Below are 26,890 nucleotides of genomic sequence, written 5' to 3'. Positions count from 1 at the left end.
GCGCAGCCTGCGAGATCTGCTTGATGCATGACCGCGGTATCAACCACCCGGATGGACGAGATGTCCCCGCTCACGTCCGCCACCGAAGCCAGCGTCGTTCCCGACCCGGTACGCCGCCAGGCTCGGATCACCTCCGCCCTGGTCGCGACCGTGATCCTCCTGACCGCGATCGCCCCGCTGGCGACCGACATGTACGTGCCAGCGTTCCCCCGCGTCGCTGGGGACCTGTCGGCGTCCGCGACGCAGGTGCAGCTCACCCTGACCACATTCTTCGTCGGGATGGCGTTGGGCCAGTTGATCGGCGGGCCGGTCTCCGACCATCTGGGCCGGCGCCGGCCGTTGATCGCCGCGATCGTGCTGATGAGCGTTGCCTCGGTCGTCTGTGCTCTCGCCCCGTCCATCGGCGTGATGATGGTCGCCCGGCTGGTGCAGGGCTTCAGTGGCGGCTGGGCGATGGTGATCGGCCGGGCGGTGATCGTCGACCTGGCGGCCGGCGCGCGGCTGGTTCGCCTGCTGAACGTGATCGCCGGTGTCGGCGGCGTCGCCCCGATCGCCGGTCCGCTGCTGGGCGCGGTCATCCTGCAGATGTCGCACTGGCGGGTGTCGTTCTGGGTCGTCGCGGCCCTGGGTGTGGTGATGACGCTGGCGGTGCTGCTCGCCGTGCCGGAGTCGCTGCCGTTCGAACGCCGCCACGGCGGTGGCCTGCGGGCGTTCGCCGTTGCCGGGCGGCGGGTCCTCGCTCAGCGCCGTTACGTCGGGTACCTGCTGGTCAGCGGTTCAGCGATGGGTGCGCTGTTTGCGTATGTCGCCACCTCCGCGTTCGTGTTGCAGTCGATGAATGGAATGTCGCCCATCGCGTACTCGGTCGACTTCGCCGTCAATGCCGGCGGCATGACGGTGGCGGCGCTGATCGCCGCACGGCTGGCCAGGCGGGTCGCCACCCGCAAGGTCATTCTCGTCGGGCAGGTCGCGGCCCTCGCCGCGGGTGTGGCGATGCTAGCGGGCGCACTGTGGCTCGGCACACCGATGCTGCTCGCGGTGGTCTGCTTCTTCGTGCTGATGAGCGCCCAAGGCCTCATCGGCCCCAACGGCGGCGCGCTCGCCTCCGCGGAGGTGCCCGAGCATCCCGGGACCGGTTCGGCGATTCTCGGGTTCGTCCAATGGGTCGCTGCCGGGATCATCGCCCCGATCGCCGGGCTCGGCGGCGAGCACACCGCTGTACCGATGGCACTGCTCATGGTCGCCGGCGCGGCGCTCTCGATGATCGGCCTGCTCGTGCTGGCCCGCCCGTAAAAGACGGCGGCGGCGGGCGCCGCAACAACAGGTAACGGTGTCCTGCACCACAGCGCGCCCTGAGCTCCAGGGCCGTACCGGACTCTTCCTTGCCGGCCTGATCGGCTGGAGCAGCGCCCCCGCTTGTGTAAGGGGTACTGGCAGTACACCCATTGGCAGAGACTCGCAGCGCCGCCGCACCTGTGGTGAGGTGCAGGTAGGTCAGCATCACGTCACCGGAGGACATCATCTTCACCGTCAACGCCATCGCCGCGCCTTCTGCCACCGAACCGCTCGTGCGTACCACTATCGAGCGGCGGGACCTGGGCCCGCGCGATGTTCTCATCGAAATCCGCTACGCCGGCATCTGCCACTCCGACATCCACACCGTGCGCGGCGACTGGGGCAGCGTTTCCTACCCGCTCACCGTCGGCCACGAAATCGTCGGCCGAATCACCGAGGTCGGCGCCGACGTCACCCGCCACGCCGTCGGCGACCGCGCTGGTGTGGGCTGCATGGTCAACTCGTGTCGCGAGTGCGAGAACTGCCGCACCGGAAACGAGCAGTACTGCCTCAAGGGCAACACCCAGACGTACGCCGGCGTCGACCGGGACGGCACCGTGACCCAGGGCGGGTACTCGACCCACGTCGTCGTGGACGAGGACTTCGTGCTGCGGGTGCCGGAAAGCATCCCGTACGAGGCGGCCGCGCCGATGCTGTGCGCGGGCATCACCACCTATTCTCCGTTGGCGCACTGGAACGCTGGCCCTGGCAAGAAGGTAGCCGTGGTGGGCCTCGGTGGTCTGGGCCACATGGCTGTCAAGATCGCCGCGGCGATGGGCGCTGAGGTGACCGTGCTGTCGCAGACGCTAGGCAAGAAGGACGACGGCCTGCGCTTCGGCGCCGAGCACTACTACGCCACCAAGGACCCGGCGACCTTCGAGGCGCTCAAGAACAGCTTCGACCTGATCATCAACACGGTCAGCGCACCCATCGACATGGCCAACTACCTCGGTCTGCTGCGTCTGGACGGCACGCTTGTCAGCGTGGGCGCCCCGCCGGAGCCGCTGCCGGTGCCGGTGTTCGCGTTGTTCGGAAATCGACGCTCGTTCGCCGGCTCCAGCATCGGCAGCATCGCCGAGACGCAGGAGATGCTGGACTTCTGCGCCGAGCGCGGCATCGCTCCCGAGGTCGAAGTCATCGGCGCCGAGGCCGTCAACGACGCGTACGAGCGGGTCCTCGCCTCGGACGTGCGCTACCGGTTCGTCATCGACATCGACACCCTGCGCTGATCTGTCGTGCGCCAGGGTCCGCCGAAACGGCGGGCCCTGGCGCAGCCAGGCCGGGGCGACCGGTAAACAGCATCGATCGCGTAAATATGACCTTCTTGAATTGGCAGTGAGGGTCAGGGTCTCCGGCCATGACCTTCGAGGTTGTGGTCGGAGTCGCTCGGGAAACCCTGCCGTGAGATCCACCGATCCGAGTCCGCGCGCCACCGGCACCATCCCGGGCGGCGGGCGCGGGCAATATCGGCAGCGGTGCCGGCTCCGGCGATACGACCGTCAGTGGGGTGGGTATGAGCGCCTCGACGAGCTGCTCGTCGGGCCGGCGAGGGCGCGGCCGACCACGGTTCACCTAGGCCCCCGCCAGCACGAGGGCGAGGGTGTCAGCGCAGGTGGCGCCGGCTCCCTGGGGTCGGTGCACACATATGAGTCGGCGCGGTTCGCGTCCCCACGCGAGAGGAATTTGATCTCGCGTGGATATCCACAAACTCTGGTGTCCGAGGGGGGATTCGAACTCTTGTACGTATCACCTGTGCTCCATTACGGGTGCACATGCTCATAGGTTACGGCACGGCCGGGGTTGGCTCAAGCCCGCATCCTCATAACCGTGCGTGACTATGAATAGCGGTTTGACGCAGGGGTTGAAGCTCGTCAGCCCCGCTCGCTCCGTTATCGAATATCCGAGATGAACGTGCGGCCGCTACCAGGTGAGTGCCCAGCCTAGCAACCCTCTAGGTGCGGCCAAGCCTATGCCTGCTGGACCGCCTATCGACCCCTCCTTGCCGTCACCTCATGCGCGATGGCTTGGTACGGCTGCCGGGGACCTGCACCGTAATGAGGTGACGCGGAGTGCGGTCTCCTTGAATATCGAAAGTGGTGTGACCGATGAGTTCGCTCAGATGAGGTGGGGGGCCCGAAGGGTCGAATGCCTTGTGGCGCAGCGCGATAAGAAATCCGATTCGGACGTCACTGATCTGGTAAGTCGCCGCCTGCTTCAGATATGCAGTTTTGTCGCTTAGTGGAGTCTTTGTGTCGTCGACCTTCATCTCGAGGTATATGGCGAAGCGGTCGAATATGAGGCGCAGGTCGATTCGCCCACCGCCTACGTGCGGTACTTCATATCCGACCGTGGACCCTAGGTCACTTCCGCTGAGATAATTGTAAAGATCATTATGGATTTCGCGCTCCTTGGCTTCCGGGTCGTAGAGGTAGGCGTGTAGATCTGATTGCGCATTGTTTCGTGTCGTGACGAACCTAATGACGAGTCGCAGAACCTCATCGACTGCCGCTGCGACGTCATCGTGATAGTCCGGACTGGCAACAAGAGCGGTTCGGATTCTGGTGAACAGCTCATGCTCGACAAGGTTGAGGCTTCGCCTTCCGATGGTTCGATTGTCGACTTCGCGCGCCAACTTCGCGAGAGCCGCAGGGCTAAGCGAAGCTAGTTCGGCGGCTTCGTCGCATCCGAACGGGATGAGCTGGTCAAGGGGCGGCGGCAGCGGCGTGACTGCCGTACCGCCGCCGCCTTTTCCCTCGCCAGCACCTCCGAGGGCGTGTGCCTGTGCAGCGCCGAGGGTTTTCCGTGCGGCTTCGAGTTGCTCGGCGAGAACGAACCGCTGGTATTCGGTTGTGGCTTCGGCGGTTTGTTGTTCGAGGGCTGCTGTGTGGTCTTCGAGATTGCTCAGAAGGCCGGCCGTCCTGGCGAAGCCGGTCTCGATGATCGGCTGGACGAGTTTGAGCAGGCCCTCGATGTCGTCGTCGTGGCGTACGACTTCTACCGAGCGAGACCCCATGTAGATCTCCAGAAGGCGGTGGACGACTACTTCTGCTTTGTAGAAGCTGCTCCGGGAGAACTCGGTCCGGAGCCTGCCGAGATCGTCGGCGAGTCGGGCCCACGCAGCAAGGGCAGTTCGTTTCGGATCGCCGTACCAGTGATTTAGCCCCACGGAGGAGACGTTGATCTTGCGGACGCGCTCGGCGAGGGCGTCGAGAGCTTCGGGGCGTAAGAGTGTCGTTGACAGGGACTCGACGGTGGGTGGTACGCCAGATTCTTGAAGAAGAACACGCAGGAGTTCGACGACGGTCAGCAGTACGGTGGCATCGTCGCGGTCGTAGTCGTCGCGGGCGGTCTGAAGGTATGCCGCAGATGTCTCGAGGTTCCTGGCCATAGCCGCAAGGTCAGAGGCTCGCAATGCGGTGACCAGCTCGATTCCGGCCAGGACCCACGCAGCGTCCGATGCGATGCCTTCTGGGTCGGCATCGAGCCGGACCGGGCCTCGCGGCTTCTCCATGCCGGCTACGAGCCGGACTACCTGAGCAAGGGACACTGCGTGTGGCCAATAATCCACGGCCGTGCCGACAGCCCGAATGACTGCCGTGCCGAGCGGTTTCGGCACAGGAGCGTTGAAGCGTTCAAGGATGGCGAAAAGCCCGAACGGTGACCCGAGACCTCGAAGGTTCAACCGGGTGAGCGCCTCCAGGGCGTCTGCCGCGCGTCGGGTGGCCCGCGCGTCCGGCTGTAGTTGCCTGCAAAAACCGTTGATGATGTCTTCGAGCGACCCCGCCAAGTCTGGTCCGGCAATGGCAAGTGCTCCCGGGCAGCCAAGGAGCGAGTTGAGGCTGTCGGCGAAGATTGCAGGGCTTTCGGTTGCTGTGATCGCGGCGGCCACTGCTCGTACGGCATCCGAGTAGGATCCGGTTCGGTTCTCAGGGTCAGCAAGGTCTCGCGCCACCAGTGCGATCAGCACGCTGAGGACCGGGGTGTCGGCCGTGTCGGCACCTTGCCTGGCGATACGGTCCCAGCCCCCGAGAACTGAGAGTGCGTCGGCGCGTGGCGGGCCACCTGTGGTCGTAGCGAGCAGGGTCGTGAGATCCTCGGCGAGGCTGGTGGACGAATGGTCGTTCATGCGTCCCCTTCCCCATGGCCGGCGTCGAGTACGGAGCCTAGTGTGGTCGGACGTTGAGCTGTCGCCAATGGGGTCCCAGTTCAGTCACCATACGTAGTCGTCGCCTTCGGCCACGACCCTGTTCTGGGCGGGAAGAAGCTCGACGAGGGGGCCAGCGTTGCGAGTGGCGACGAAGATTTGCATCTCAGCCCCATCGGCGACGGTTTGAAGGGCTTCCACGATGGTGGCAAGATCGGCCTCGGGCATCTCTTCTGCTGCGGGTGAGTCCAAGACGAGCAGCCCAGGGTGGCGGCCGATATTTGCGGCGAAGCCGTGGTTGATAAGGGCGATCGCAGCGGCGATCTTGAGTCGCAGCTTCTCCCCATCGGTGAGGCCGGTGTAGGTGGCTCTGCTGGCGCTCTTGTACATGGACATGCTGGCTGCGCCGTTGAGCTTGATGTCACGAAGGTTGCCGGCGCCGAAGCCGTCGGCGAGAGCTTCGATCTCGGCGGAGATCGTTGCCAGTAGGGGGTCTTGTTCCTTTTTCACCCACGTTTGCAATACCTGTTCTGCCGCGTCGGCTACGGCTGCCCGTACGGGGTTGACCGTGTTGGCGACGGCTGGGTCGCTTGGTTCGGTCAGGGCGGCGAGGCCGCCTTCAGCGCGCGCGAGCTTAAGTTCGAGGTTTCTGCGACCTTCGGCTGCGCTCAGCACGTTGCGGGCAGCTTCGGCCTGGGCGGCGGCGGTGTCTCGTTGATGGGTGACCTGACGGGATTGTTCTTGCAGTCTCTCGAGGCGTTGTTCGGCCGCAGCTACTGCAGCTTGTGCAGCTTCGACTTCGTCGGACGGACCCTCGCCTACCGGCGCCGAGTCGGGATGCGAGGTGGTTGCTTTGGTAACTAGTGCTAAAGCCGTAGATGAGGGCACGGACGCCGCGACGATGACGTCTGCCTCGAAGGCCTCAAGGTTGAGATGGCTGGTGCAGACCGAACACCGATGGTGGGTGGGCTCGGCTGCTTGACGCTCGGCGGTCACCTCGGCTGTGCACCGCGGGCAAACGCTGGGCTTCATGCGGTGAAAAAATTTTGCCGCAAGCGCCGTCTCGTGTCTGGTGTGTACACGCGCTCGTGCAGTGCGGAGTTGCTGGCGCGCGGTGGCAGCAAGTTCGGTCTGCGCAAGCAGCGTGGTCTCGAGTTCATGCAGCTGGCGGGAGAGTTCGGAGGCCTGGCGGGAGAGATCCAGCACCGTCTTGAGGTCAGAGTCCTCGGCAGGCAGCTTAGCGAGTTCTGCATTCACCTCGTCGACGGCTCGCTGGGCATGTTCGCGGCTTGTTCGCGTCGCTTCGTCGGCGGCCTTGGCTCTCTCAGTCGCGGCTTTGTGCGCGGTTTCCATGCTGCGCTTGGCGGTCGTTGCTGCGGCGTGGGCGGGCACCCAGTCCGTCCCAACGAACATCTGCATCATCCGGATACCGAGGGTCTGCTCGTTACCGACGATGGGGTCTAGTTGGTTGGAGCGGATTACGAAGGCGCTGGAGTAGACCGGCCAGGTATGCACGCGCTCTTCAGTATCGGTCCAGACAGGAATTCGCTCAAGATGAAGACGGGGCATCATGAGTGAACCCATAACGGGTTCGAAGTCGTCGCCGTCGAACTCTCCGAGGATGGTGGTCCTGTCGGATCCGCCGACATCGCCTAACTTGAGGACCCGCCCTGTAGCGCGGCCGTCGCGCGCCTCGAACGCAACTCGCAGCCGTTCGGGCCCGACCGTCCAGTCGACCTCGACGTGCTCGATCCACCGCTTGATGTCGGGTTGGAAGCGTGCGCACCTGCCGGTCAGCGACCACATCAAAACGTTCAAGAGCGTGGTCTTGCCACGGAGGTTGCGGCCGGATCCGATGCCGTTGACACCCGGCTGGGGGCGCCATTGAAAGCTGAACGGGACAGGTGCGAGCCGGACGATGTCCTGCTGCTCGTCGTTGGATGGCTCTAGGCCATCGTCATCCTCGTCGAACAAGGTTGTTTGCTCGCGAGTAGGACCGGCGATGTCGATGGGTAGATGGCCTACCGCGTCCGGGTGCGACGGCTTCAGGAGTTTCGTTCCGCGAAAGTGAATCCGGGTAGCGCGCAGCGGCACCGGTACGGCTTTGGTCGCCATCGTGGGGACATTGAGGTCGTGCAGGATGGCGTCAACCTCGTCGGCCGCCAGGTGGTGACGTCGGACGCCTTGCCGTTTGGCGAGGTTCTTGACGATCTCGTCGGCGAGAGTGCTCACGAGCGGCCTCCGGCGATGTCGGCGCTCGTAGCGCCTGCAGGCTCTGGCGAACTGAACGCCGAGATGTGTATGGCGGCGAGCCGTTGCCGTACGTGTGGGGCGATTGGGTCGATGTCGAGGCCGAGTTCGGTGCCGGCATACGTAGCTTGTCGATACTGACGGTCTTTCAGGCTTTGACCGTTGTCATCACCGGCAACGATTTTCACGAGTTGCACCTGTTTGACGTACCAGTCCAGGACGGGCTCGTTTGCCAGTTCGACCGCAGCGGTGGCGCCGGCTTGGGTCAGGAAGAACTGGTTGCGCTGGCTCTTGCGAGTGGGCCGCCCGATGCGTATCAGGGTGGCGAGCCCGTAGGTTTCCAGCAGAGCGAAGGCGTCGTCGAGCTGCTCGTAGGCTCCGTAGAACCACCGAGGCATCGGGTACCAGTGCAGGTCAGGCTCCGGGTCATTCAGCAACGACCACGCGGTGCCCAGGAATCCGTCCTGGAGCTCGCCGGCTTCGACCATGGTGACCAGCTCGTCGGCGAGGTAGTCAGGGTTGCGCATCCAAAAGTCCATAGCCTGCAGCCTCAGCTCACTGCGGATGGCTCGCACCGCGCCGGTGGGGTCACCGGGCACAGCTGGTTCTCCGCATGCGGCGAGCAGGACGAGTAGTCGAATGGCGTGCTGTGTACGCGTAGCCGCCGGCCGCCCGTCGGCAGCTGCCCCCTCCAAAGTGTCGACCACAACCCCCACCCCGCATCGCCCGCTTCTCAACGTGATGCCAGCGCTACCGAGAAGGACCATACCGGTCAACGGTCGCAGCTTCTCTACTGCGTGTGGACCGAACGGACACAGTGGAGCGGTACGATCGCGTGGATCAGATCGATCAACCGACGCTCCTTCGATCGGCGAAGACATTGCGGTCCGTCGTGTGGGAGATGCCCGGTCAGAGTTCACACCAGAGTCAGCTGAGGTGGGGCCTCCAACGGGACGGCGCACGGCCCTCCCGATTCGGCACCATTCAGGCTGAACCCACCCAAGCCCGGTGAACGTCAGCAACGTGTAGGCCGTCAGCCAATCTGCCCTGAAGAATCCCCACGCGCATACGGCCTTCAATCACCTGAAGGCCAAGGCTCCGGGGATACAGTAGGGCTCGGGTGATGAGAATGGGTGGTACGAGCCAACTCCCGTGGTCCTCCCATGCATCACGGTATCTCTGCGGACGCAGGCTCAGCCAACGGCGATGTTCTGCAGCGACCTCGTCCAGCCAGTCCTGGTCGCTCCTTCCGGTCGGGATGGCCTTCAAGTCGTCAACCGCCACGTCCTTAAGCGTCCACCGAATCCGGCTAAGGTCAAGGCTGCCGTAGTCATCGAGAAATTCGAGGTGACGGCCGTGGTCGTAGAGCCACTGCTCGACAACCTCTCCGGGCCAATCAAGCCGTGCAATCGCCGGCAGCGTCGCGAAGACGGAGATGCCCTGGTCACGGTCGGCGGCCGGGAGATCCTCCAAGCGGACCAGCATCGAGCCTACCCCCTTCCACATCTAGCCTAGATTCCTACAGCCCGTCGCCAACGAGGTCGCGACGTATCAAGGCAGTCCTGCTCGATCACTGACACGGCGATACAGCTCGCGGTAAGTCCACTCAGCATCCGCCGCGAAGTCTTGGAAGAGAAGGTGATCGAGATTCGCCGCGCGTCGACACTCATGGAGGGAGAACTGGTTATGCCAGGCGCGGTCGCGAGTAAGTAGCACCGGTTGGTCTATGTCGGGGAACTGGTCCGCCGTGATGTCGAGGATCAGTCCGTCCCGCTCCAGCCAGGCGTGCGTGAAGAAGGAGTCATCCCGTTGCCCAGAGCAGTACCGCCATTCACCAAACCCGGAGTCGATCAAGAACTGACCCAGCAGCTCGCATACATCGCCGCATGAGCCGTGAGGAAATGCGGCAAGGCTTACAAGCGGGAGGTCGCCTAGCTCCAGAGCTAAACGGAAGCGGGTTACCACAGCCTTAAGCGCCTCTTGGTCCTGACTGTTCGCTGCCGCATGTTTCACCATTGCACTATACTTCTCGGCCGACAACAACGACCGGCAGCACTCCTTCCGCTTCACCCCGACCGATGTTCAGGCGGAGGACCCGGGAACGGTTTTTTGCCGCCAGCGTCGGCAAGGGCATCACGTGCGACGGCGGTGCTCGCGGCTTCACCACTGCTTCCGCCCTGAGTCGGGGGGCAGTCGACGATGCGGTCGACAACGGCAGCATGTTCGGTGGTGCCGTCGTAGAACCTCTCAGCTGGGACCGAGGGCTGCAAGGCCGGTCCGCTCGCCTCGCCGCGTGCGGTGCATTCGGAGCTGGTTCCCCCGACACCGCACGCGGCGGCTGTCTCCTACTCGGACGTGGGCGAGGCGACGTGGTTCACCTGCGACCACGTGCCGGCGTGATCTGCCACCCGGGCCAGTGGATGGGGCTGGCCGGTCATGGCCGACAGCGCGTTGGCCACGTCGTGCAGATCCGCCTTGATGTAGGTGGTAGTGGAGGAACCGGGGCTGTCGGTGTGTCCGGCGTAGGCGCGGGCAATGCCGTAGCCGAAGTGCCGTTCCACCCAGGTCAGGGTGGTATGGCGCAGCCAGTGGGTCGAGATGCCGTGCACGGCTACCCAGGGCAGCCGCTCACCCAAGCGTTGCCACAGGTGGTCGTAGCGGCGGCTGGTGATCGGTTGGCCGTTGCGCGCGCGCAGGAGCGGATCGGTCGGCAGGACCGCGCCGCGAGCGGCGGCGTGCTCCCGCAGGTGTCCGGCGAGATCGAGGGTGATGGGCTGCCAGCGGATGGTCGATCCTTTCTCGGTGAGGCGGACGAGCCCGTTGGTCGCATCGAGGTCGACCAGCCGTAGGGCCAGGGCGCCGCCGCGGCGGCCCGCGGTCTCGGTGTGCAGGCGCAGGAGCAGCGCGTCGAGGATGACATCGTTTCCGCTGGTGCGCGCTATCGCGTTGATCTCCTCCAACTCGTGTGCGGTCAAGGCGCGGCGGGTGCCGGGTAAGCGTCGGGGTTTCGCTACTCGGTGCGCGGGGCTGGCGGCGGCGTCGATCAGCCCGTCGGCGATGGCACATCGGAAGAAGGCGCGGGCGGCGGCGACGAGGTGCTCACCAGCGTGCCGGCCGTTGCGGCTGTTGCGCCGCGACACAGCGCTGGCGATCATCGCCTGTTTCAGGGCCTCGACGTCGCTGGCGGTGACGGTGTCTACGGGCCGCTCGGGCCACGCGGCGGCCATCCGTTCCCAGTAGGTGCCGTAGGTGCGGCGTGCTCCGGGCCCGGCAGCGGCAATAACACGGGGCAGGTACTCGGCGACCGTCGGCACAACGGACGGCGTCGCGGGGTGCGATTGCAGGTCGGTCACCGTGACACCCAGGTGAGCCAGAACCTGTCGTGCGGCAGCGATGGCGGCGGGGTCAGTGTTCATTGCCGACTCCCGCCAGGTGGGTGTGCAGGTCGGCGAGCAGGCGTACGACGGTGCTGACGGAATGCACGACGAGCAGGTCGTGCGGGACGATGGCGGCGAGCAGCACGGGTTGGCCGGGCTCGATGCGGCACATGTGTCGGGCATTCGCCGGCAAGGGTAGGTCCCCTCGGCTGCCCACCTGGTGAAGGCCGTCGCTGGCCGAGCAGATGACGAGCATGCCGTGGCGCGGCTGAACGTCGAGGCGGTGGTGCGGCGGCCACCCCAGCGCGCGCAGGAGGTGCTGCGCGCTCACCCGGCCGCAGCGTGCCGGGAGAGCCATCCACAGCAACAGGGGCGCGTCCGTGATCGCCGATGGACAGGCTCGGGCAGGTAGAGCTGGCATCGGCATCGGGCTTGGACCCGGACGCGCGGGCAGGACAGCAGGTACGAGTGGACCGACGAGGTGTTCCTTCGGTCGGATAAGTTGTGTCATGACCGAACAATCACATTCAGGCAGTACATGACGAGGCACGATCCGATCGGCCGCCCCCCACCGGCCCTTCACCAGCCTCCGCCGACATCAAGATCACGCGCGATAGCAGACGAATGCTGTCCGCGTACGGCTGAACGGCCCATGTAGGTATAGATGAACAGGACTCGTTTTCTGCCCAGGACTCAAGCGCAGCCGATGTGCTTTGTTGCCGCGAGACGGTCTTGGCAACCCCGGCTACCGCCCGCCGCCCCGCCCTCGCCGATGTGCGGCTGCGGTGCGGGTCGGCTTGTATCGAACACTGCCGCAGCGCTCACAAGAGGCCAGCCTCCAACCCCGGCGGGGTCGGGTCAGCGCAAGCTGGTCCTCCCATGCCTTCGGCGGCATGTCCCCGTCGCTGATTGCGTCGAGGTCTCGGTGATCATGGAAAGCGTGAGCGCGCAGGGCGGGCTGGGGACGTTCAGTACATGCCCGGGTCAGGTGAGGTGGGCTTAGCCGTCGATGACCGTGAGGCGGTGCGTGAGTCGGTAGCTGCGTCCTTGATAGCAAGGTTCCTGCGGACAGGTGGACCCAACCTGTCGATAGTTAGTTCGGGTGACGTTCGATGAGGACGGCCCAGTAGTGGTGGTCCGGCTGTCGATTCCTGTGCCCAGGGCTGCGTTTCGGGCCGTGAAGACCGTAATCTTGCGGCGTCGGTCACTGGTGCGTCTCGGAGAGTAGCGAGGAAGTGTTGGTGAGTGCCGCGACGATGGCGCGGTAGGTAACGGTCGTCCGGGAGGAACTGCGTGCCGAATCCGCCACGGCTGTGGTGGCAGGACATCGATCCGGTCGTGTGGCGATGCTTCGGCCAACCCGAGGACCTGGCGCGCGAGCGCAACACCGCAGTGTTGGCAGCCTTGGAGGAGTTGGCGACACGCGCCCCGATGTCGACGCCGGCCGACATCGCCGCGCAGATGCGCGACGTCGGCTTCCGCGACCAAGTGACCGAATTCGAGCTGCGTGCGGTGCTCGACTATCTGACGAGCGCGCATCTCGTCGAGCCATTCCGGGACTATGCGGCGCTCAACGCGGGTTTGGATGCGTTGGTCCGCCGGCAGGAGGCCTGGGCGTTGACCAAGATCGGCCGGGCCGTGGTGGCCGCGGTGCGCACGGCTGTCGTCGACTCGCGGCGGGCGTTGCAACTGCCGAGCCGTCTTCTCGACAGCGTCGAACGCACGGTTCGTGATCTGATCGATCATCTCTCGTCCGACGCTGGGCTGCTGCCAACCGACCTGGATGACGTCCGGACGAGGCTGGACGAGATGCAGCGGGTCACCGCCGACTTCTACGCTGCGCTGGCGCAGATGGTGCAGTCCGATGTCACCGATGATCTGCTGTTCGGGGAGAACCGTGATCGTGTCATCGAGGCCCTGCGGCAGTTCCCGCGCGAGTATGGGCGAGCGCTCCGCCGGGTCGAGGCGGCCCTGGCCGACTTGGAGTCGGCCGGGCACCGGCCGCTGGTCGAGACCGCCGCCATGCACGCCGGCCTGCTTGACGCCCGGGATCAGCAGGACTGGATCGACGAGCGAGTGCGTCGGCTGTCTGACCTGGCCGCCTGGTTCACCCCTTTGGGTTCGGTGCAGCGACTGATCTCCTCGGCGGCCGGCGCCGTGCATACCCTCCTGGTGGCCATCGATCGACGCTACACAGCCCTGCGGCGCGGGTCGGATCTGGCCGCCGACTTCCGAGAACTCGCGTACAGCTTGTTCGCCCAGCCGGACGACGAGGCTGCCCGCCGGGTGTACGCGGCCGCGTTCGGCCAATGGCCTGCCGTGCATGCGGTCGTCGGGACGGCCGAAGAAGACGTCGCTCACGCCACCCTGGCAGCCGGTGGGATCAGCCGGCACCAGGTGGATGTGATCCTGCGCGAGCACGAACGCGTCGGTCGCTCCAGCGGCCGTCCCCGCAAGGTCCCGGACGCCGGTGCTGCCCGGGCTGCCGCTCTGGAGAAGGCTGCCGCCACTGCGGCGAATCGGCGGCGCTTCAGCGCGTTGCTGGCCACCGATGGCGAAGTGCCGCTGAGTTATTTCACCGGTCTGGAGACAGCGGCGTTGGTGATCCTGCTCGGCGCGATCGAAGTAGCGCGCAACACGATTGATGTCGCTACCGGATACGGCGAAGTCCATGCCGAGGGTGCCAGCGTGGTCGTCCGGGTCCGGTTGGGTCGCCCCGAGACCCACCTGCCGATCCGGTTTGCCGAAGGGACCCTGGTGGCGCCGGAACTCTTGATCACCGTGACCCCGACCGAAGCCGCCCAGGATCCGCAGGTCGTGATGACGGAGGGCGCTGCATGACCCAGCGGCTTCTCGACCCGGATCTCGCTGACGCGGCACGCCACCTGATCCTCACCTGCCGGATCTCTTCGGCCGATGATCCGGTTCGTTACCGGGCGGTGCTGCGCGGCCGGCGGGAGATCACCGACTTCTTCCGTACGGAATTAGGGTGGACCCTGCACATTCACGACGTCGGTGGGATGGTGCGCCTGCATAAGCGCCGCGACGATGTTCCCGGGGATCGCGGACCGCGGCTGCAGCGGCGCAGCGGACGAGGCGAGTTGGCGCCCGCTCAGGTGCTGGTGCTGGCCGCGCTGGTCTGTGAACAGCTGTGGCGGCGTCCGCGGATCAGCCTGCGCGAGCTGTTGCAGTCGGTTGCTCAGGTGTGCGCCGCCGAGGCGGCCACGGGTCGGCTACCGGCTTTCCGGATCGTGGCGGCGGACGGGGTCAGCAAGCGTGAAGCACAGGCCGCACGGGCGAACATTGTGGATGCGATAAAGCTGCTGCAGGTGGACGGGGAGATCGGCGTCGACGCGGACCTCGACCGGGCGGTGACGGACGAGAACGCGGAGGTGTTCATCACCGCTGACCGCGACAGCCTCGCCAACAAGTTCGCCTCGTTATCGCCGACGCTGTTGTCGTTGAGCGGCCGGGCCCCCAGTCAGCACGTCGCCACGCTGACAGCGGTCTCGCTTCCGGACGCCGAGCCGGACGCCGTCGCGCAACGGCAGGCCAGCGTGGAGGGGCGCCGGCTGACCGCGCTGCGGCGAGTGGCGGACGACCCTGCCGCTGACCCGGAGGACGACCCGAACCCGGTCGGCTACCTCGCCACCTCGACCGGCCGGGAACGCGCGTTGAACATCGCCGCCGCGCTGGGGCTGGTCGCCAGCGTGCGCCGCGACTGGTGGGAGATCACCGACCCGACGGGAACCGCCTCTGACTCCGACTTCCCGCAGGGCCGCAAGACAGAGCGGCAGGGTGCGCTAGCCCTGCTGTCGCACCTGCCGCACCACAACGCGTCCGAGGTAACCGCCGACGAGATCACGACATTGTTCCAAGAGATCCGTCGAGACATGCCACGGTGGGCGGCCGGCTACGCCGAACAACTGCCCGTCCTAGCTCGAGCCGCTGCCGCGGAACTGGTCACCGCCGGCCTGCTCCGGGTCACCGGCGACGAAGACCGGTGGCAGATCACACCGGGCGTGCACCTGTGGCACGTGCGGGCACGGCAAGGCCAGCCCGCTCGTCCGGGCCGACACCGCTCGGAAGATGACTCGGACCCGAGGGAGGGGACGGCGTGACTCTCATCGCGCACCCGGGCCAACAGCGAACCGGAAGCCACGACACCGCCGGCCCAATGTCGGATTGGAACGACGGACCGATCGCCGCCGACAGATGGCAGCCAACCCGAGCCGGTGCGGTGAACTCGTGGGCGTGGACCGACGAGACGCTCATGTTCGCCGACGGCTGGCTGGCGCTGGCCGGGCCGAACGGATCCGGTAAGTCCTTGACCGCCTCGATGCTGGTCACCGTACTGCTCGACGGCGAGGTGTCGCAGAAGGCGCTGTCGGTGTCTGGTGAGGCCGTCGGCACGCTGATCGACCGGCACACCGACCGCAACCCGAAGGAGGATCGCACCGGAGCGTGGTGGCTGGAGTACGGCTACCGCGATAGCAGCACCGGTGACGTTCGCTACCTGACGACCGGCCTGTGGCTGCGCTCGCAGAGCAGCGGCTTGCAGAAGGCGTTTTTCATCATGCCGGGTCGTGTCGGCACCGACCTCTTCCTTGCCCGACAGCGGGATCCGGTACCGATTGAAGGGCTCGCCGAGCAGGTTGGCGCCGCGAGCGGCCGGCTGTTCACCTCAACTGACCGTCTCACCTCGAAGGTCCGGGGCTATGTGAACCTTGCCGAGGAGAACCAGTACCGCGACGCGATCCGCACGACGCTGTTCGCGCCGTTGGACTCGGTGCAGTTCGACGCTCTCGTTGGAGTGTTGCGCAGCCTGCGCAGCGTCCGCACCGCAGAGGCGATCTCCCCGAATCAGATGCGCGCGGTGCTGACCGAGGCGCTTCCGGCGCTGGATCCACGAGCGTTGCAGTTCATCGCCGACACCATGGAACGCATCGCCGACCTTGAGGCACAACTGAAGCAAGCCCGTGCCGAGATTCGGCAGCTGGAACAATCGGAGCAGCAGTACCAGCGCTACATCGACGCGATCATCGCCGAGGAGGCCGCCCGACTGGCGAATGCCCAGACGGTCTTCGACGACCACGCCCGTGAAGCGCGTACCGCCGAGCATCAGTTGGCGGAGGCGCAGGCACAGGCGGCGCGGGTGCAGGCCCGGCGCGGGGAACTGCGAGGCGAGATCGCTGGTGTCCGCGGCCGGCTGCAGGCCGCCGAGGATGCGCTGCGTGACCATGCCGGCGCCGAGCTTCCGCATCTCGAAGAACGCCTGATTGATCTACGCAAGCAGCAATCCGAGCTGGAAGCAGCTAGCCTGGACTTGCAGGAAGAGTCGCAATACGCCGCCCAGCAGGCGGTGGAGTCCGTGGATCAGTTCCGCAACAGTCAGCGCCATCTGACGGGGATCGGCTCGCGGCTACGCGCGACAGCCGCCGATGTCGGGGCGCACGCATTCGTCGATCGGCTCGCCGAGGTCACCGAACAGGTCACGGCAGCCAACAGCCTCGACCAGGATCCGCCCAAGGTTGACCTCGCCCAGATCGCCGAAACACCCCGCGGCTGGATCGAGACGCGCACGACAACCCTCAACGGCATCGACACGGTCCTGCACGAGCACGACATGGCACAGATCGAGCAACGAACCGAGGCCGGGCATCTCCGCGCCGCCGAAGAGGCCCAGGATCGTGCCGCCGATCGTGCCGGTGATGCCCGCGCCGAACGTCGCGCCGCCGAACAGGACCTACTCGACGAATTGGACCGGTGGGAGGGCCGCCGGGCCCAGCTTCCGTCCGTACCGGCGGACCTGACGACTGATGTCGAGGACCGGATCGACCCCGACCAGTTGGTTGCTTGGCTGCATGAGGCCGGGACCGCAACACGGGAACGGATCGCCCTGGCAGCCCGGGAGCAGGACGTCGTGCACGGCACCCGCCTCGTGCAGGTTGCCGAGGGCGCGGCACACCGGGCCGCAGGGGCTCGGGATAGGGCCGAACAAGTTGCCGATCAGGCCCAACGTGACCTGGAGGACGCGCAGGCCCAAGCCGACATCGACCGTACCGCCGTCGACGAACAGGCCCGCCAAGCCCGAGCCGACCATGACGCCGACGTCGACGTTGCCCGCGCCATCACCGCTACAGCTGAGCGAGCTCTGGCGAACGGCCGAGTGGACGCCACCCTGGCAGCAACGGAGTGGAGCCGTCAGGTGACCGGGTGGCGCGCCAGGCTCGTCCACCTCGACGGCCGTACGGTGAACCTGCCCGACGATCCGGATGCCATCGATCTGCGGCAGCCGTTCCTCGATCTGGAACGGGCCCACTCGGCGGCCGTCAGCGGTCTGCAACGCGCGATATCCGAGGCAGGGCGTGCCGTCGATGATGCGGGGCAACGAGTCACTGGGATCGAGGACGAGCTCGAAAAGGCCCGGCGACAGCTGCCGGTGCCGCAAGCGCCGCCGTGGCGGGCACCACGCGATCCGGGCCGTGGCGTGCCGTTGTGGGCCGCCGTTGCTTTCGCCGAGCACATCAGCGCGGAGCAGGCCGACCGTATCGAAGGTGCCCTGCTGACCGCAGGCCTGCTCGACGCGCTTATTACCGGCGAGGGCCTGGTCGGCAACGGTGACCTAGTGCTCGCCGGCGACCGTCCCGCCGCCGGGCAGAGCCTCGCCGACATCCTCGTTGCGGAGAACGGCGCGGGCGCCGATCCGCGGCACGTCGAATGGCTGCTGCAGGCCGTCGCCATCGACCTGACCGGCAGCGACCTCAGCATCGGGCGCCTGCGCACCGGCAACGTGATCGCGTCGGCTCCGCCAAACTACCGAGCCACGTTCATCGGCCGAACCGCCCGCGAACGCGCCCGGCTCGCGCTCGTCGCCGACCTCGAACAGCGACTGGCCACCGCACGCCACGACCTTGAGGCTGAGAAGCAACGCGTTGAACACCTTGAAGCCGCTGTCCGCGCGTCCGGCCGGGAGCGGGATGACTTCCCTCCCGCCGACGTGGTTGCCGTGGCACGCGAGCAGGTCAGCCAACTGCAGCTCGGCGTCGCGAAAGCTCAGCAGCAAACCACGCAGGCACTGGCCACCGCCGCAGCGCAGCTCACCGGCCTGCTCGCCGAGTTCGACGCTGCCCTCAACGCCATAGGCAGGACGGTGGAGACTGCACGCCGGCGACTTGAAGAGGCGGCCGGCGCACTAGGACGATCCCGGCAATCCGAGTCCGACGCCGGCGACGCCCTGGCCACCGCGCGGGAGGAGCTGGCGGAAGCCACCGAGCGGCGGGACGAGGCCCGAACGGCTCAGCAAGTGTGCGCTGCCGAGGAACAGCGATTCCCCGACTTGGAGCAGCTGCGCCGCACCACCCGTGATGAGGACGCTGCCGAACGGGACGAGGCCGCTGCCCGCGCCTCGGTCGACGAGCACCGCCACCGGCACCAGCAAGCCAGCGACCGCGTCCGCACGGCGCTGCGCGCACTGCATACCGCCGCGACGCTGCCCGACGGCGCCATCCTGCCAACCGACCGAGAAGTGCTACGACGGCACCGGGACCTGGTCGCTACCCTGCTGCAGCAGATCGGGGCCTGGCAGAGCGCCGGGCAGCGAACCCTCGACTTGCTCGCAACAGCCCAGCGCGAGCAGCGGACGGCGGACCGGGTCGCCGGCAGGTTCCAGAAGGCGGTCGTCGCCGCGGACCAGATCCGGCTCACCGCCGAGGAACTGGACGCCCGGATGGAGCAGACCCGAGCGCTGTACGGGGCGGAATACGCCGAGCTACGTCAGACGAAGGACCGGCTCGCTGACGAACTGACCGACAAACTGGCCGAGGTCGAGCGATGCGAGGCCGAGTTCCGCACGCACGACAATGCTGCGGTCGCCGCCACCACCACGCTCGACAAGATCGCGCCACGTCGCCGAGAGGCCGACCAGCACCGCACCGACTGCTTCGATCGAATGTGCCTTCTGATCACTCACGGCTTCGCCGAAGTGCCGGAAACCCTGCCGCGTGATAGCGACAACCGGCCGGCCAACCTGACTGCCGCACTCACCTGGTCGCGTCAACTGCTCGCCGGCAAACCCACCACCAGCGCTCGGCTGGACACCTTGAGGATGGCTCGGGAACGGGTGCAGAAGCAGCTCGAGAGCACTATGCGGTCCGTCAACCAGGCCCTCGCAGAGTTCGATCAACAGCTCGACAGCACCACCCTTGAGGGCACCGAGTGGCGGCGCATCACGCTCGCGGCACCCAACGCCGCCGTCGGCGAGGATCTGCGGCAAGCCGCCGAGACACTCCGCGCTACAGCCGAGGGCCTCGAACGAGATCTGCGCCAGGACGTCAAGGCGACTCTCAAGACGTCGATGTTCACCCAGCTGCGGCGTGACATCCAGACCCGCCGCGAGGCGGCAAGGGAACTTGTCCGACAGATCCGGGCCACCCTTGAGAACGTCCGGACCGGCGTTGCCCGCGTCGGCGTCCAGGTCGACTGGAAGGTCCGCGACGACGGCAACTCCCAGCAAATGGTCGCCCTGCTCAAAGCGCCGCCCTCCGACGAGGTCTTCGATCAGATGTACGAAATCCTGCGGGAACGGATGGAGGACGCCGGCGAGGAGACCTGGGCCGACCGGGTCGCCCACACCTTCGACTACCGCTCCTGGCACCACTGGGAGATCAGCGTCACGCACAGCAGTTTCGGCGCCGACCAGTTCAAGCCGGTAAACGCCCGATCCAACCCGCTCAAAGGCCTGTCCACCGGCGAATCCCGACTCGCGACGATGCTCCCGCTGCTGGCTGCCGCCTGGTCGATGTACTCCGGCGACACCTACCAGGGGCCTCGCCTGCTGTCCATCGACGAGATCGACGCTGCCTTCGACGACCGCAACCTGCGCCAGATCCTCACCCTGCTGCGAACCTGGGATTTCGACGTCCTCGCGACCACCCCCACGATCGCCCCGCTGATCAAACGCGAAGCTCAGCACGTCGTCGTCCACGAAGTCATCACCGACGGGCGGCACCGCGTGACCGTCCCGTGGTTGTGGAAGGGCAGCGGGGAACCGACGCCCCTACCCCTCGCCTCATCTACCGCAGACACGACCCCGGCCGGACACTGAACGATGCCGGCTGACCTCACCTATCTGGCGGCAGACGTCGACCTGCGTCCTCTGTGGCGCGCCGTCCACGGACGTCTCTGCGCCGGCACCCGCCCCGAGGCGATCAACACGGTTCGGGTCCTGGCACTGAGCACAGCCGGTATCGCGCAACTGCGGACCTGGCTCGACACCTCCACACGCCGACGCCGCGGCACATCCGCCGTCACCGTGTCCGGCGACACCGCCACGGTCCCGCTGCGAGAACTCCTCGCCGCGCTCGACATCGATCGAGAAACGCTCGTCGCACTGGTCGAGAAAGCAGTGGGGGAACCGGTCATCGACCGTAGCGCCGCTGCGCTCGCCGCGGCGGACCGTCGTGCGCAGCTGTGGCAGTACGCGACCGAGAAGCTTCCCGACCTGCCGCAGCTCGTCGCCCGGATGCGGGTCACCGGCGTCGGCGAGGACGATACCGAGATCCGGCACAGCATCGCCGCGCTCGCCGCAGCCCTGCGACGCATTCCAGCCCGGCCGCCGGTACCTCTGGCGAAGCTCGCCCACGACATCACCGGCGACCCACACTATTTCGACCTGACCACCCTCAACGGCATCCGCCTCGCGGCTGCAATCGCCGAACTCGCCGGCCAAACCGAGCCGAACCGGCCGGATCTTGTACGCGCGCTGCTGGCCACCGTCGGTGTCATCGCCGACCGGCTCTCCGCGACGGTCCTGCTCTTCAACGTCGAGGCTGTCGGCGACGGACCGATCGACCGGCGACTGCGCGATTCACCGGCACCTGTGGCGCTCACATTGCTCGACCTCGTACAACATCCGCCCGTTCTCGCATCGCAAACCCTGACGGTCGTGGAGAACCCGTCGGTCCTGGAGATCGCTTTCATCGCCGGAGTGCGACAACCGATCGCCTGTACCAGCGGCCAGCTACGTGCGATCGATCATGTGCTATTTCAACTCGCTGTTTCGCACGGCGTGCGCCTGCGCTATGCCGGCGATATCGACACCGCGGGCAGACAGATCGCGGCGGTCGTCGCATCGACCTATGGCGCCGAATTGATTGCGATGGACGACGACACCGCCTCCGAAGCTCGACATCGCCCGCCGGCTACGCCTTGGCCCAGGCTGCGCGAAGGTGAGTCGCCCCATGCGCTCACTGCCGCGGTCTACCAGGAACACGACGTTCTTCTCGCGCGAATCCTCGACGCTCACCCGCTCTGAACCGCATGGCCCGGCGTCCGGGTCGGCAATGATCGTGCCGCCCTCGCTGTCTCTTGCGGGGCAGCTCAGATGGGGCCATGCCTGCCCGCCAGATTCCGCTGCCACAAGGTCAGCGCCGGGTCCGCCGCAGCAGCCGATATGAGCGACCCACGCGAAGATCGTCGGCGTCTGCTCCCGGCAAGCGGCGTTGTAGCGGTGACGACCTTCGAGTAGGTGGTGAGCGCCTCCATATGGAGGATCACCGTACTGCTCGAATCGAGGCCCGTCGGGTATATGAACCAGAACGGTCGCCGGCAGCTGAACCTCAGCTTGGATCGCATGGCGGAGTTTTTCGATCTTGGCGATCCCCTCAGCGTCATCGGGGTCATAGTGGAGCTGCCATTTCTCGATCTCGGCAACAGGGATGTGCTCCTTGCGGAAGCAGCGCAACTCGTCGATGGCGCCAAAGATCCCGTCGAGGTTTCCCCGTCGTGTCGTGACGGTGGTCAGGCAGCACCTCTGCGTTCAGCGCCTCCAAGCTCCACCACGTGGCGTCCTTTTCCCATGCTGGCACAGAGTACGGGCAGCATGTGATGGGCTGCCAGCGTTGCGTGCCGCCCTTCTCGCGTATCTCGATGAGGGCTCTCGGGGCCCAGGTCGATCAGGCGCAGAAAGGGCCTCCACGCGTTGGCAAGCCGTTTCGGTCTGGAGGCGCAGCAGGAGCAACGCATTGGGGATGGCGTCGTCGCCGCCGATTCGGGCGGCAGCGTTGATGGCGCGCAGTTCGTCGGGTGTGAGGGCGCGGCGGGCGTTAAGAAGCCGGCGGAACGTGTCGCACTTGTAACGACCGCGATGAACCATTGGTGCTCACGCTTGGAGGCAGCGCGGTACCTCTACTGCTTCGCTCCCAACTTGAGGTTCCGGGAGGCATCGGGACTTCGACGCGAACGTCCTGGCCATCATGCGGACGGGCTTGCGTTCTGAGCCGGCCACGGCGCGTCAGCTCAGGGTGGCGCGGTTGAACGCCCGGCGGACCTCCGCAGTCATCGCCGCATCCTGCGGGCGGTCAGCTTTACGCAGCAGCCGGTAAACCTCGGCGAGCTCGCTGACGCCGTGCTGATCACCTAGGTCAATCAGCAGCTGTCCTGCGCGGAACCGCACCTCCAGCAGCAGCGTGTCGTCAGCGGGCCGGGCAGGAACCAGTTGGTCGGCAAGAGCCTGCAAGTCCTTGAGCGCCTCTTGCGGATGCCCCAGACACGTCCGGCAGCGGGCGAGCAGGATGCGGCACCGTGCAAGATCGCCGGTGTGCTGCGGGCCGAGCCTGGCCAAATCACGCGCGAGGCGCGCGAACCTGGGCAAGGCCTCACCGATCAGTCCCTCGTCGAAGAGCGCCTGCGCCTGGATGATGCGCACTTCAACGGAGAAAGGCTCGGCCGCCTGGCCGTCCCCGACCTGGTCGGCGGCACCCGTTCCACCTGCCTGACCGGGCAAGCCAACCAGCCGCTGCCGGAACTCGCGAGCCGTTGCCGGGCGCTCGCCGGGCTTTTTCGCCAGCCCGGCCATGATGACCGCCTCCAGAGCCGGAGCAACGCCGGGGCGTAGCAAACCGACCGACTCCGGTGTCCGGTACTGGTGGTGGTACATGACCGTGGCCGGGTCGGAACCGGTGAACGGTGGTATCCCGGTGAGGAGTTCGTAGAGCAGACAGGCCAGCGAGTAGAGATCGCTGCGCGGGCTAACGTCGCGCCCGGCGCACTGCTCGGGCGGCATGTATCCGACGGTGCCCAGCACCCGGTTGCCCTGCGTCAGCCGCGCCTGGTCGGTGCGGAACATCCGGGCCACGCCGAAGTCCAGCACCACGACCCGTCGGCTGGCCAGCATGATGTTTGCCGGCTTGAGGTCGCGGTGGACGACCGGAATCGCGTGGGTGTACTCAAGCACGTCGCAGATCTGCTCGGCGATCGACACGACCTGTTCCTCGGGCAGACGACGTTGCTCCTGAACGATCTCCGCGAGAGTCTGACCGAGAATGTAATCCATCACTAGGTAGGGCTGGCCTGCACCGGCGTCCTCTGTCGCGCCAGTGTGCTCACCGGTGCCCTGGTACTCGCTAGTTAGCCCGACGTCGAGCAACGCCGGGATGCCCGGATGATGCAGCCGCGCCAGCAGGCCGGCCTCCCGCCGGAAACGTTCGGCCAGCTCCGACCCATGCCGGGGATCCAGCCACTCGCGGTGGATTAGTTTGACCGCAACAGCTCGCCGTGACCGACGATCATACCCAAGCCAGACATCGCCCATCGCGCCGCCACCGAGGCGCTGGCGCAGCTCGTAGCGCCTGTCGAGCACATGGGGGTCACCGCGCACCAGGACCGTCGCCTGCCGCGTCCGCGTCCACTCGCAGCCCACTGGCCAGCTCGGCGAGGGTGCCCTCGCCCGGCAGATACCAGTTGCGGGTGCCCTGTACCGCGACCGGCCGGTCCGCCCACCCGGCCTGCTCCCAGATCCGTATCACGAGCCCAGTCGGCGAGTAGCGTTGCTCGTCCACCGCCCAGACGAGGGGCCTCCGGTCGTCGTTAACCCAGGTGGCCAGGCACCGTTCCGGGGCCTCGCCGAGCCACCCGCGCAAAGCGTCTCGCTCAGTGGCGCTACCCGGTTGGTAGACCAACTGGGTTCCGTCCTTGATGAAACCGTCAGCAACCAGCAGGGACACGGCGTTAGGCCGCCGCCCGCGGGCCGGCGGCGGGTCGACCTGCTCCATTGACCGCACCACACCTGCCGCTAGCTTTCGGCAGCTCTGCTCGTCGCGGAGGGCCCGGGCGAGCAAGGCGTGCCGGCCGTACTGGGCGGTTAGCTGATCCGTAACCGCAGTCGAAACGACACCGGTCAGCTTCGCGACGGCCGTCATCCGGACCTCCCAGTCGTCGCCAGGTTCGTCGATCCCGTCGCTACCGACTAGCTGGAAGGCGATGTGGGCGACCAAGAGATCGGCGTGGGAGGTGAACCCGCGGTCACGGCCGGCCGAGCCGTTCGTCGGGGCGGCAAGCGCGTCGCGCACTTTACGCAGCAGCCGTACAGAGCGCCAGATCTGCAGTGCGCCAGGGCGGCTGCCGAAAAGTTGGTGGTACACCCCGCGCGGGCCCCGGTGCCAGAGCACATCGCGGTCCTGCCTGAGGCGGGCGACTATGGCAGCGTCGGGGTGCGCGCAGGCTAGAGCGAGGGCGGCCTCTGCCACGCTGCACCCCGCAGCCGGCGCAGGCACCTGCTCGCCGCGCCGCAAGACGTACGCCTTGCCTAGCGACAACGCGAAGTCGTCGCGGATCAACTGTTGCTCCGGATCGAGCGCGACGAAATCGCGGGGCTCTACCCGGTTCTGCGTGTTGGTGGCCTGAGTGATCCGCTGCGCCAGGTCAACCGGAGCGCCGTCCATGCACAGAATTCGCACTAGGACGAGCGCTTCGGCGACTTTTTCAGGCTTCTCTTCGTGTGCCTGATAAACGGCGGCAACTGTTTGCGCTCCATTTACCACACGGGCAGAGTCCAGCCTCAACCGGACCGGATGGCCCGGCGCACGCCGGGCGAAGAAGTCGGCACGGACATTGTCGCATAACACGGTAATGCCGTTATTCAAGTACCAGAAGCTGTTCGGTTCATTCAGCAGGCTGTCGATTATGGCTGCATTGACATCGGTCCAACCCAGCGGATATCGGACGTTCTGCTCAAAAAGCCGTTCGCCGTGCTGCTCATACCATCCGGCCACCTCGTCAGCGGCCACCGCGCCGAGATACTCCTGGTACGGAGTGGAGTTCATGTGCCAACTGCCGGAAAGCGTGGCGGTGACCGAGACCGGCGCCGGCAACGCGTCTCGCCGGGCGGCAGCATGGAAGTCGGCGACCCCAAGAACCCGGAAGTCCAGCAGCTCACCGAACTGATTGAAGCCCGCCGCAGCCTCGGTCAACAGTTCATGTCCCTCGGGCGAGAGGCCATCGTTGCTCAAAACTGCCATGACGAGGTGAATCCGTACGGCCGGCGCGTCGAGCACAGCATCGATCCGATCATGCCCAAGCGTGACAAGCTGCTGAAAGCGGTGCAGCAGTTGGCGGATGGCCGGGTCGGCAAGCCGGGCGGTTGCGTGGTCGCTCCATTTCGCTTCGATTAGCCAGATCTCAGCGGTCGCGGGCGAGACCAGAACCGCATCGAACCCATGGTCTTCGGCCTCGGCGGTGACTGCCCGCGCCGCCTGCGCCGCGGTGCAGTCCGCGGAAAGCTGGACTGCCTTGGCGGCCAGCGCACGTGTGAGGAAGACCCGCTCACGCTGCGCCGGGGGCAGCTCCTGGAGATCATTCAGGTCCAGCAGGCCGGCGAAACCCTGGGTCAGGGCGGCACGCACCTGCCGGACCTCCAGCGGCAGGCCTTCGAGCGCGTCGGTCTGGTCCTCCATGGTGGCCTCCAGCCAACTAGTTGACGTATTCCACGATCAGCGGGCTGGCCACCAAACAACCACCGTCATCAGCGGCGGCTGGCAGCAGGGCACTGACCCGGGCCAGACCGGTCACCACGGCGGCCGTGCCAACCTCGGGGCGCTGGGCGTCCAAGGCGGCGAGCAGATCCCGGATACCGGCCTGGGGCAGCAGTCCACTCGACGTCTCGAGCGGATCCGGTGCTAGTGCGCTAACGACGTGCCCGGCCTGGGTGACAAAGATCGTGCCCGCGCTGTGGCCGGTGCCGTCCAGGCCAGTCAGGGCGGGGCCGTCCACCTGGACCGGTGGGCGGCCCCGCAAGTGCCGGGCCGAGCCGTGCAGCAGCAACCGCCGTGAGCCGGATGTGAGGGGGTGCTCTGGGTCCACAAACAGCACCAGATCCTGGTACCTGCCGCGGAGCGTCACCCAGTCCAATGCCGCCTCAAACCTGACCCAGCGGCCTGGAGTGAGACCAGGCTCGGTGTGCCAAGGTGCGTCGCGTGCCATTAGCTTCTCTACCCGCTTGAGGTGACGCCGCATCTCCCGCACGCTGTCCGGCGCTGGATTGGCCACATCAATCCCGGCGAGGGATCCGCCCGCGTGCACCTTGACGTCGGGCAGCGCGCGGCGCGGCTCCGGCACGAACTCGTTCAGCTTGCCCGTAGACAGATAGACGACCTCACGCACTGGCACCCCCGGTTGCCCGCTCCTCGGCCCCGCTTCCTCTAGGCCGCATCATGCCATTGCCCACCAAACCGCTTACGCCTCCGCTCAGGAAGCGCACGTCTTCACTCGCCAGAAGGTCTGCGGATCTAAGGAGGTATCCGGCCCCGATCAAGCGTCGGACGTGGTGAGGAGGGGTACCGCGTCCGAGTTGGCGAACCAGGTTCAGGCCCGGCCGGCGCTGACGGTGGCCACCACGGATGGCCCTGGCGCCACTAGGCCGTGTTTCGTAGGGCACGAAGCCATTGGTTGATGGCGGCGATGGTGAGGGTGGCTTCGTAGCGCACGGCGAGTTTGTCGTATCTGGTGG

The 26,890-nt window shown here is 66.5% G+C and carries 17 protein-coding genes; 7 read left to right on the top strand and 10 right to left on the bottom strand.

The annotated features are described in order from the left end of the window. Positions 1 to 27: 27 nt before the first annotated feature. Together ACGFIE_RS25175 and ACGFIE_RS25170 are read left to right on the top strand one after the other, a co-directional pair. The gene (locus ACGFIE_RS25175; protein WP_393298747.1) at positions 28 to 1,293 is read left to right on the top strand and encodes a multidrug effflux MFS transporter; all 1,266 of its coding nucleotides are present in this window, start codon (positions 28 to 30) and stop codon (positions 1,291 to 1,293) included. 227 nt (positions 1,294 to 1,520) lie between these two features. Further along, positions 1,521 to 2,564 carry an NAD(P)-dependent alcohol dehydrogenase gene (locus ACGFIE_RS25170; protein ID WP_393298971.1) on the top strand — a complete coding sequence of 348 codons (1,044 nt, stop codon included), beginning with the start codon at positions 1,521 to 1,523 and terminating at the stop codon, positions 2,562 to 2,564. Positions 2,565 to 3,340: 776 nt separating this feature from the next. On the opposite strand, the gene ACGFIE_RS25165 is transcribed toward ACGFIE_RS25170, so the two are convergent. The 7 genes from ACGFIE_RS25165 to ACGFIE_RS25135 all read right to left on the bottom strand — a co-directional run bounded on the left by ACGFIE_RS25165 (position 3,341) and on the right by ACGFIE_RS25135 (position 11,437). Beyond that, positions 3,341 to 5,461, bottom strand: a complete 2,121-nt coding sequence (locus ACGFIE_RS25165) for a hypothetical protein (protein WP_393298744.1) — start codon at positions 5,459 to 5,461, stop codon at positions 3,341 to 3,343. Between the two features lie 84 nt (positions 5,462 to 5,545). Then, positions 5,546 to 7,711: a hypothetical protein gene (locus ACGFIE_RS25160; protein ID WP_393298741.1), complete on the bottom strand. Its 2,166-nt coding sequence runs from the start codon at positions 7,709 to 7,711 to the stop codon at positions 5,546 to 5,548. Further along, positions 7,708 to 8,256, bottom strand: a complete 549-nt coding sequence (locus ACGFIE_RS25155; protein WP_393298738.1) for a hypothetical protein — start codon at positions 8,254 to 8,256, stop codon at positions 7,708 to 7,710. The genes ACGFIE_RS25160 and ACGFIE_RS25155 overlap by 4 nt, the downstream gene beginning before the upstream one ends. 457 nt (positions 8,257 to 8,713) lie before the next feature. Further along, positions 8,714 to 9,214, bottom strand: coding sequence for a hypothetical protein (locus ACGFIE_RS25150; protein ID WP_393298735.1), 501 nt, complete (start codon positions 9,212 to 9,214; stop codon positions 8,714 to 8,716). 66 nt (positions 9,215 to 9,280) lie between these two features. Further along, positions 9,281 to 9,742: a hypothetical protein gene (locus ACGFIE_RS25145; protein ID WP_393298733.1), complete on the bottom strand. Its 462-nt coding sequence runs from the start codon at positions 9,740 to 9,742 to the stop codon at positions 9,281 to 9,283. Between the two features lie 332 nt (positions 9,743 to 10,074). Beyond that, positions 10,075 to 11,043, bottom strand: coding sequence for a tyrosine-type recombinase/integrase (locus ACGFIE_RS25140; protein ID WP_393298730.1), 969 nt, complete (start codon positions 11,041 to 11,043; stop codon positions 10,075 to 10,077). A gap of 91 nt (positions 11,044 to 11,134) precedes the next feature. Then, on the bottom strand, positions 11,135 to 11,437 hold the full coding sequence (locus ACGFIE_RS25135) for a hypothetical protein (protein WP_393298727.1): 303 nt from the start codon (positions 11,435 to 11,437) through the stop codon (positions 11,135 to 11,137). A 962-nt stretch (positions 11,438 to 12,399) separates the two neighbouring features. Between ACGFIE_RS25135 and ACGFIE_RS25130 the strand changes: the two genes are divergently transcribed. The 5 genes from ACGFIE_RS25130 to ACGFIE_RS25110 all read left to right on the top strand — a co-directional run bounded on the left by ACGFIE_RS25130 (position 12,400) and on the right by ACGFIE_RS25110 (position 21,994). Continuing rightward, positions 12,400 to 13,947 carry a DUF2397 family protein gene (locus ACGFIE_RS25130; protein ID WP_393298724.1) on the top strand — a complete coding sequence of 516 codons (1,548 nt, stop codon included), beginning with the start codon at positions 12,400 to 12,402 and terminating at the stop codon, positions 13,945 to 13,947. Beyond that, on the top strand, positions 13,944 to 15,227 hold the full coding sequence (locus tag ACGFIE_RS25125; RefSeq protein WP_393298721.1) for a DUF2398 family protein: 1,284 nt from the start codon (positions 13,944 to 13,946) through the stop codon (positions 15,225 to 15,227). The genes ACGFIE_RS25130 and ACGFIE_RS25125 overlap by 4 nt, the downstream gene beginning before the upstream one ends. Continuing rightward, the gene (locus tag ACGFIE_RS25120) at positions 15,224 to 20,212 is read left to right on the top strand and encodes an SbcC/MukB-like Walker B domain-containing protein (RefSeq protein ID WP_393298718.1); all 4,989 of its coding nucleotides are present in this window, start codon (positions 15,224 to 15,226) and stop codon (positions 20,210 to 20,212) included. Before ACGFIE_RS25125 ends, ACGFIE_RS25120 begins: the two co-directional genes overlap by 4 nt. Positions 20,213 to 20,215: 3 nt before the next feature. Beyond that, positions 20,216 to 21,421 (top strand): TIGR02679 domain-containing protein, encoded by a 1,206-nt coding sequence (locus tag ACGFIE_RS25115; protein ID WP_393298715.1) that lies wholly within the window; start codon positions 20,216 to 20,218, stop codon positions 21,419 to 21,421. 273 nt (positions 21,422 to 21,694) lie between these two features. Further along, positions 21,695 to 21,994, top strand: coding sequence for a hypothetical protein (locus tag ACGFIE_RS25110; protein ID WP_393298712.1), 300 nt, complete (start codon positions 21,695 to 21,697; stop codon positions 21,992 to 21,994). 405 nt (positions 21,995 to 22,399) lie between these two features. Here ACGFIE_RS25110 and ACGFIE_RS25105 read toward each other — a convergent pair whose 3' ends face one another. From ACGFIE_RS25105 to ACGFIE_RS25095, 3 genes are read right to left on the bottom strand one after another with little or no spacing between them, the layout of a single operon-like run. Further along, positions 22,400 to 23,746, bottom strand: coding sequence for a protein kinase (locus ACGFIE_RS25105; protein WP_393298709.1), 1,347 nt, complete (start codon positions 23,744 to 23,746; stop codon positions 22,400 to 22,402). 7 nt (positions 23,747 to 23,753) lie between these two features. Further along, positions 23,754 to 25,838: an AIPR family protein gene (locus ACGFIE_RS25100; RefSeq protein WP_393298706.1), complete on the bottom strand. Its 2,085-nt coding sequence runs from the start codon at positions 25,836 to 25,838 to the stop codon at positions 23,754 to 23,756. 16 nt (positions 25,839 to 25,854) lie between these two features. Further along, positions 25,855 to 26,544 carry an SAVMC3_10250 family protein gene (locus ACGFIE_RS25095; RefSeq protein WP_393298703.1) on the bottom strand — a complete coding sequence of 230 codons (690 nt, stop codon included), beginning with the start codon at positions 26,542 to 26,544 and terminating at the stop codon, positions 25,855 to 25,857. Between the last annotated feature and the right edge of the window lie 346 nt (positions 26,545 to 26,890).

This window comes from Micromonospora sp. NPDC049275 (assembly GCF_043197115.1).
Lineage (GTDB): Bacteria > Actinomycetota > Actinomycetes > Mycobacteriales > Micromonosporaceae > Micromonospora.
This window is presented reverse-complemented; position numbering and strand designations above follow the sequence as displayed.

Bases quoted from the DNA above. Each gene is read 5' to 3' on its own strand.
- ACGFIE_RS25165 (WP_393298744.1), bottom strand. From the start codon at position 5,461: ATGAACGACCATTCGTCCACCAGCCTCGCCGAGGATCTCACGACCCTG.
- ACGFIE_RS25125 (WP_393298721.1), top strand. From the start codon at position 13,944: ATGACCCAGCGGCTTCTCGACCCGGATCTCGCTGACGCGGCACGCCAC.
- ACGFIE_RS25110 (WP_393298712.1), top strand. From the start codon at position 21,695: ATGAACCAGAACGGTCGCCGGCAGCTGAACCTCAGCTTGGATCGCATG.
- ACGFIE_RS25155 (WP_393298738.1), bottom strand. From the start codon at position 8,256: ATGCGCAACCCTGACTACCTCGCCGACGAGCTGGTCACCATGGTCGAA.
- ACGFIE_RS25100 (WP_393298706.1), bottom strand. From the start codon at position 25,838: ATGGAGGACCAGACCGACGCGCTCGAAGGCCTGCCGCTGGAGGTCCGG.
- ACGFIE_RS25175 (WP_393298747.1), top strand. From the start codon at position 28: ATGACCGCGGTATCAACCACCCGGATGGACGAGATGTCCCCGCTCACG.
- ACGFIE_RS25150 (WP_393298735.1), bottom strand. From the start codon at position 9,214: ATGCTGGTCCGCTTGGAGGATCTCCCGGCCGCCGACCGTGACCAGGGC.
- ACGFIE_RS25115 (WP_393298715.1), top strand. From the start codon at position 20,216: ATGCCGGCTGACCTCACCTATCTGGCGGCAGACGTCGACCTGCGTCCT.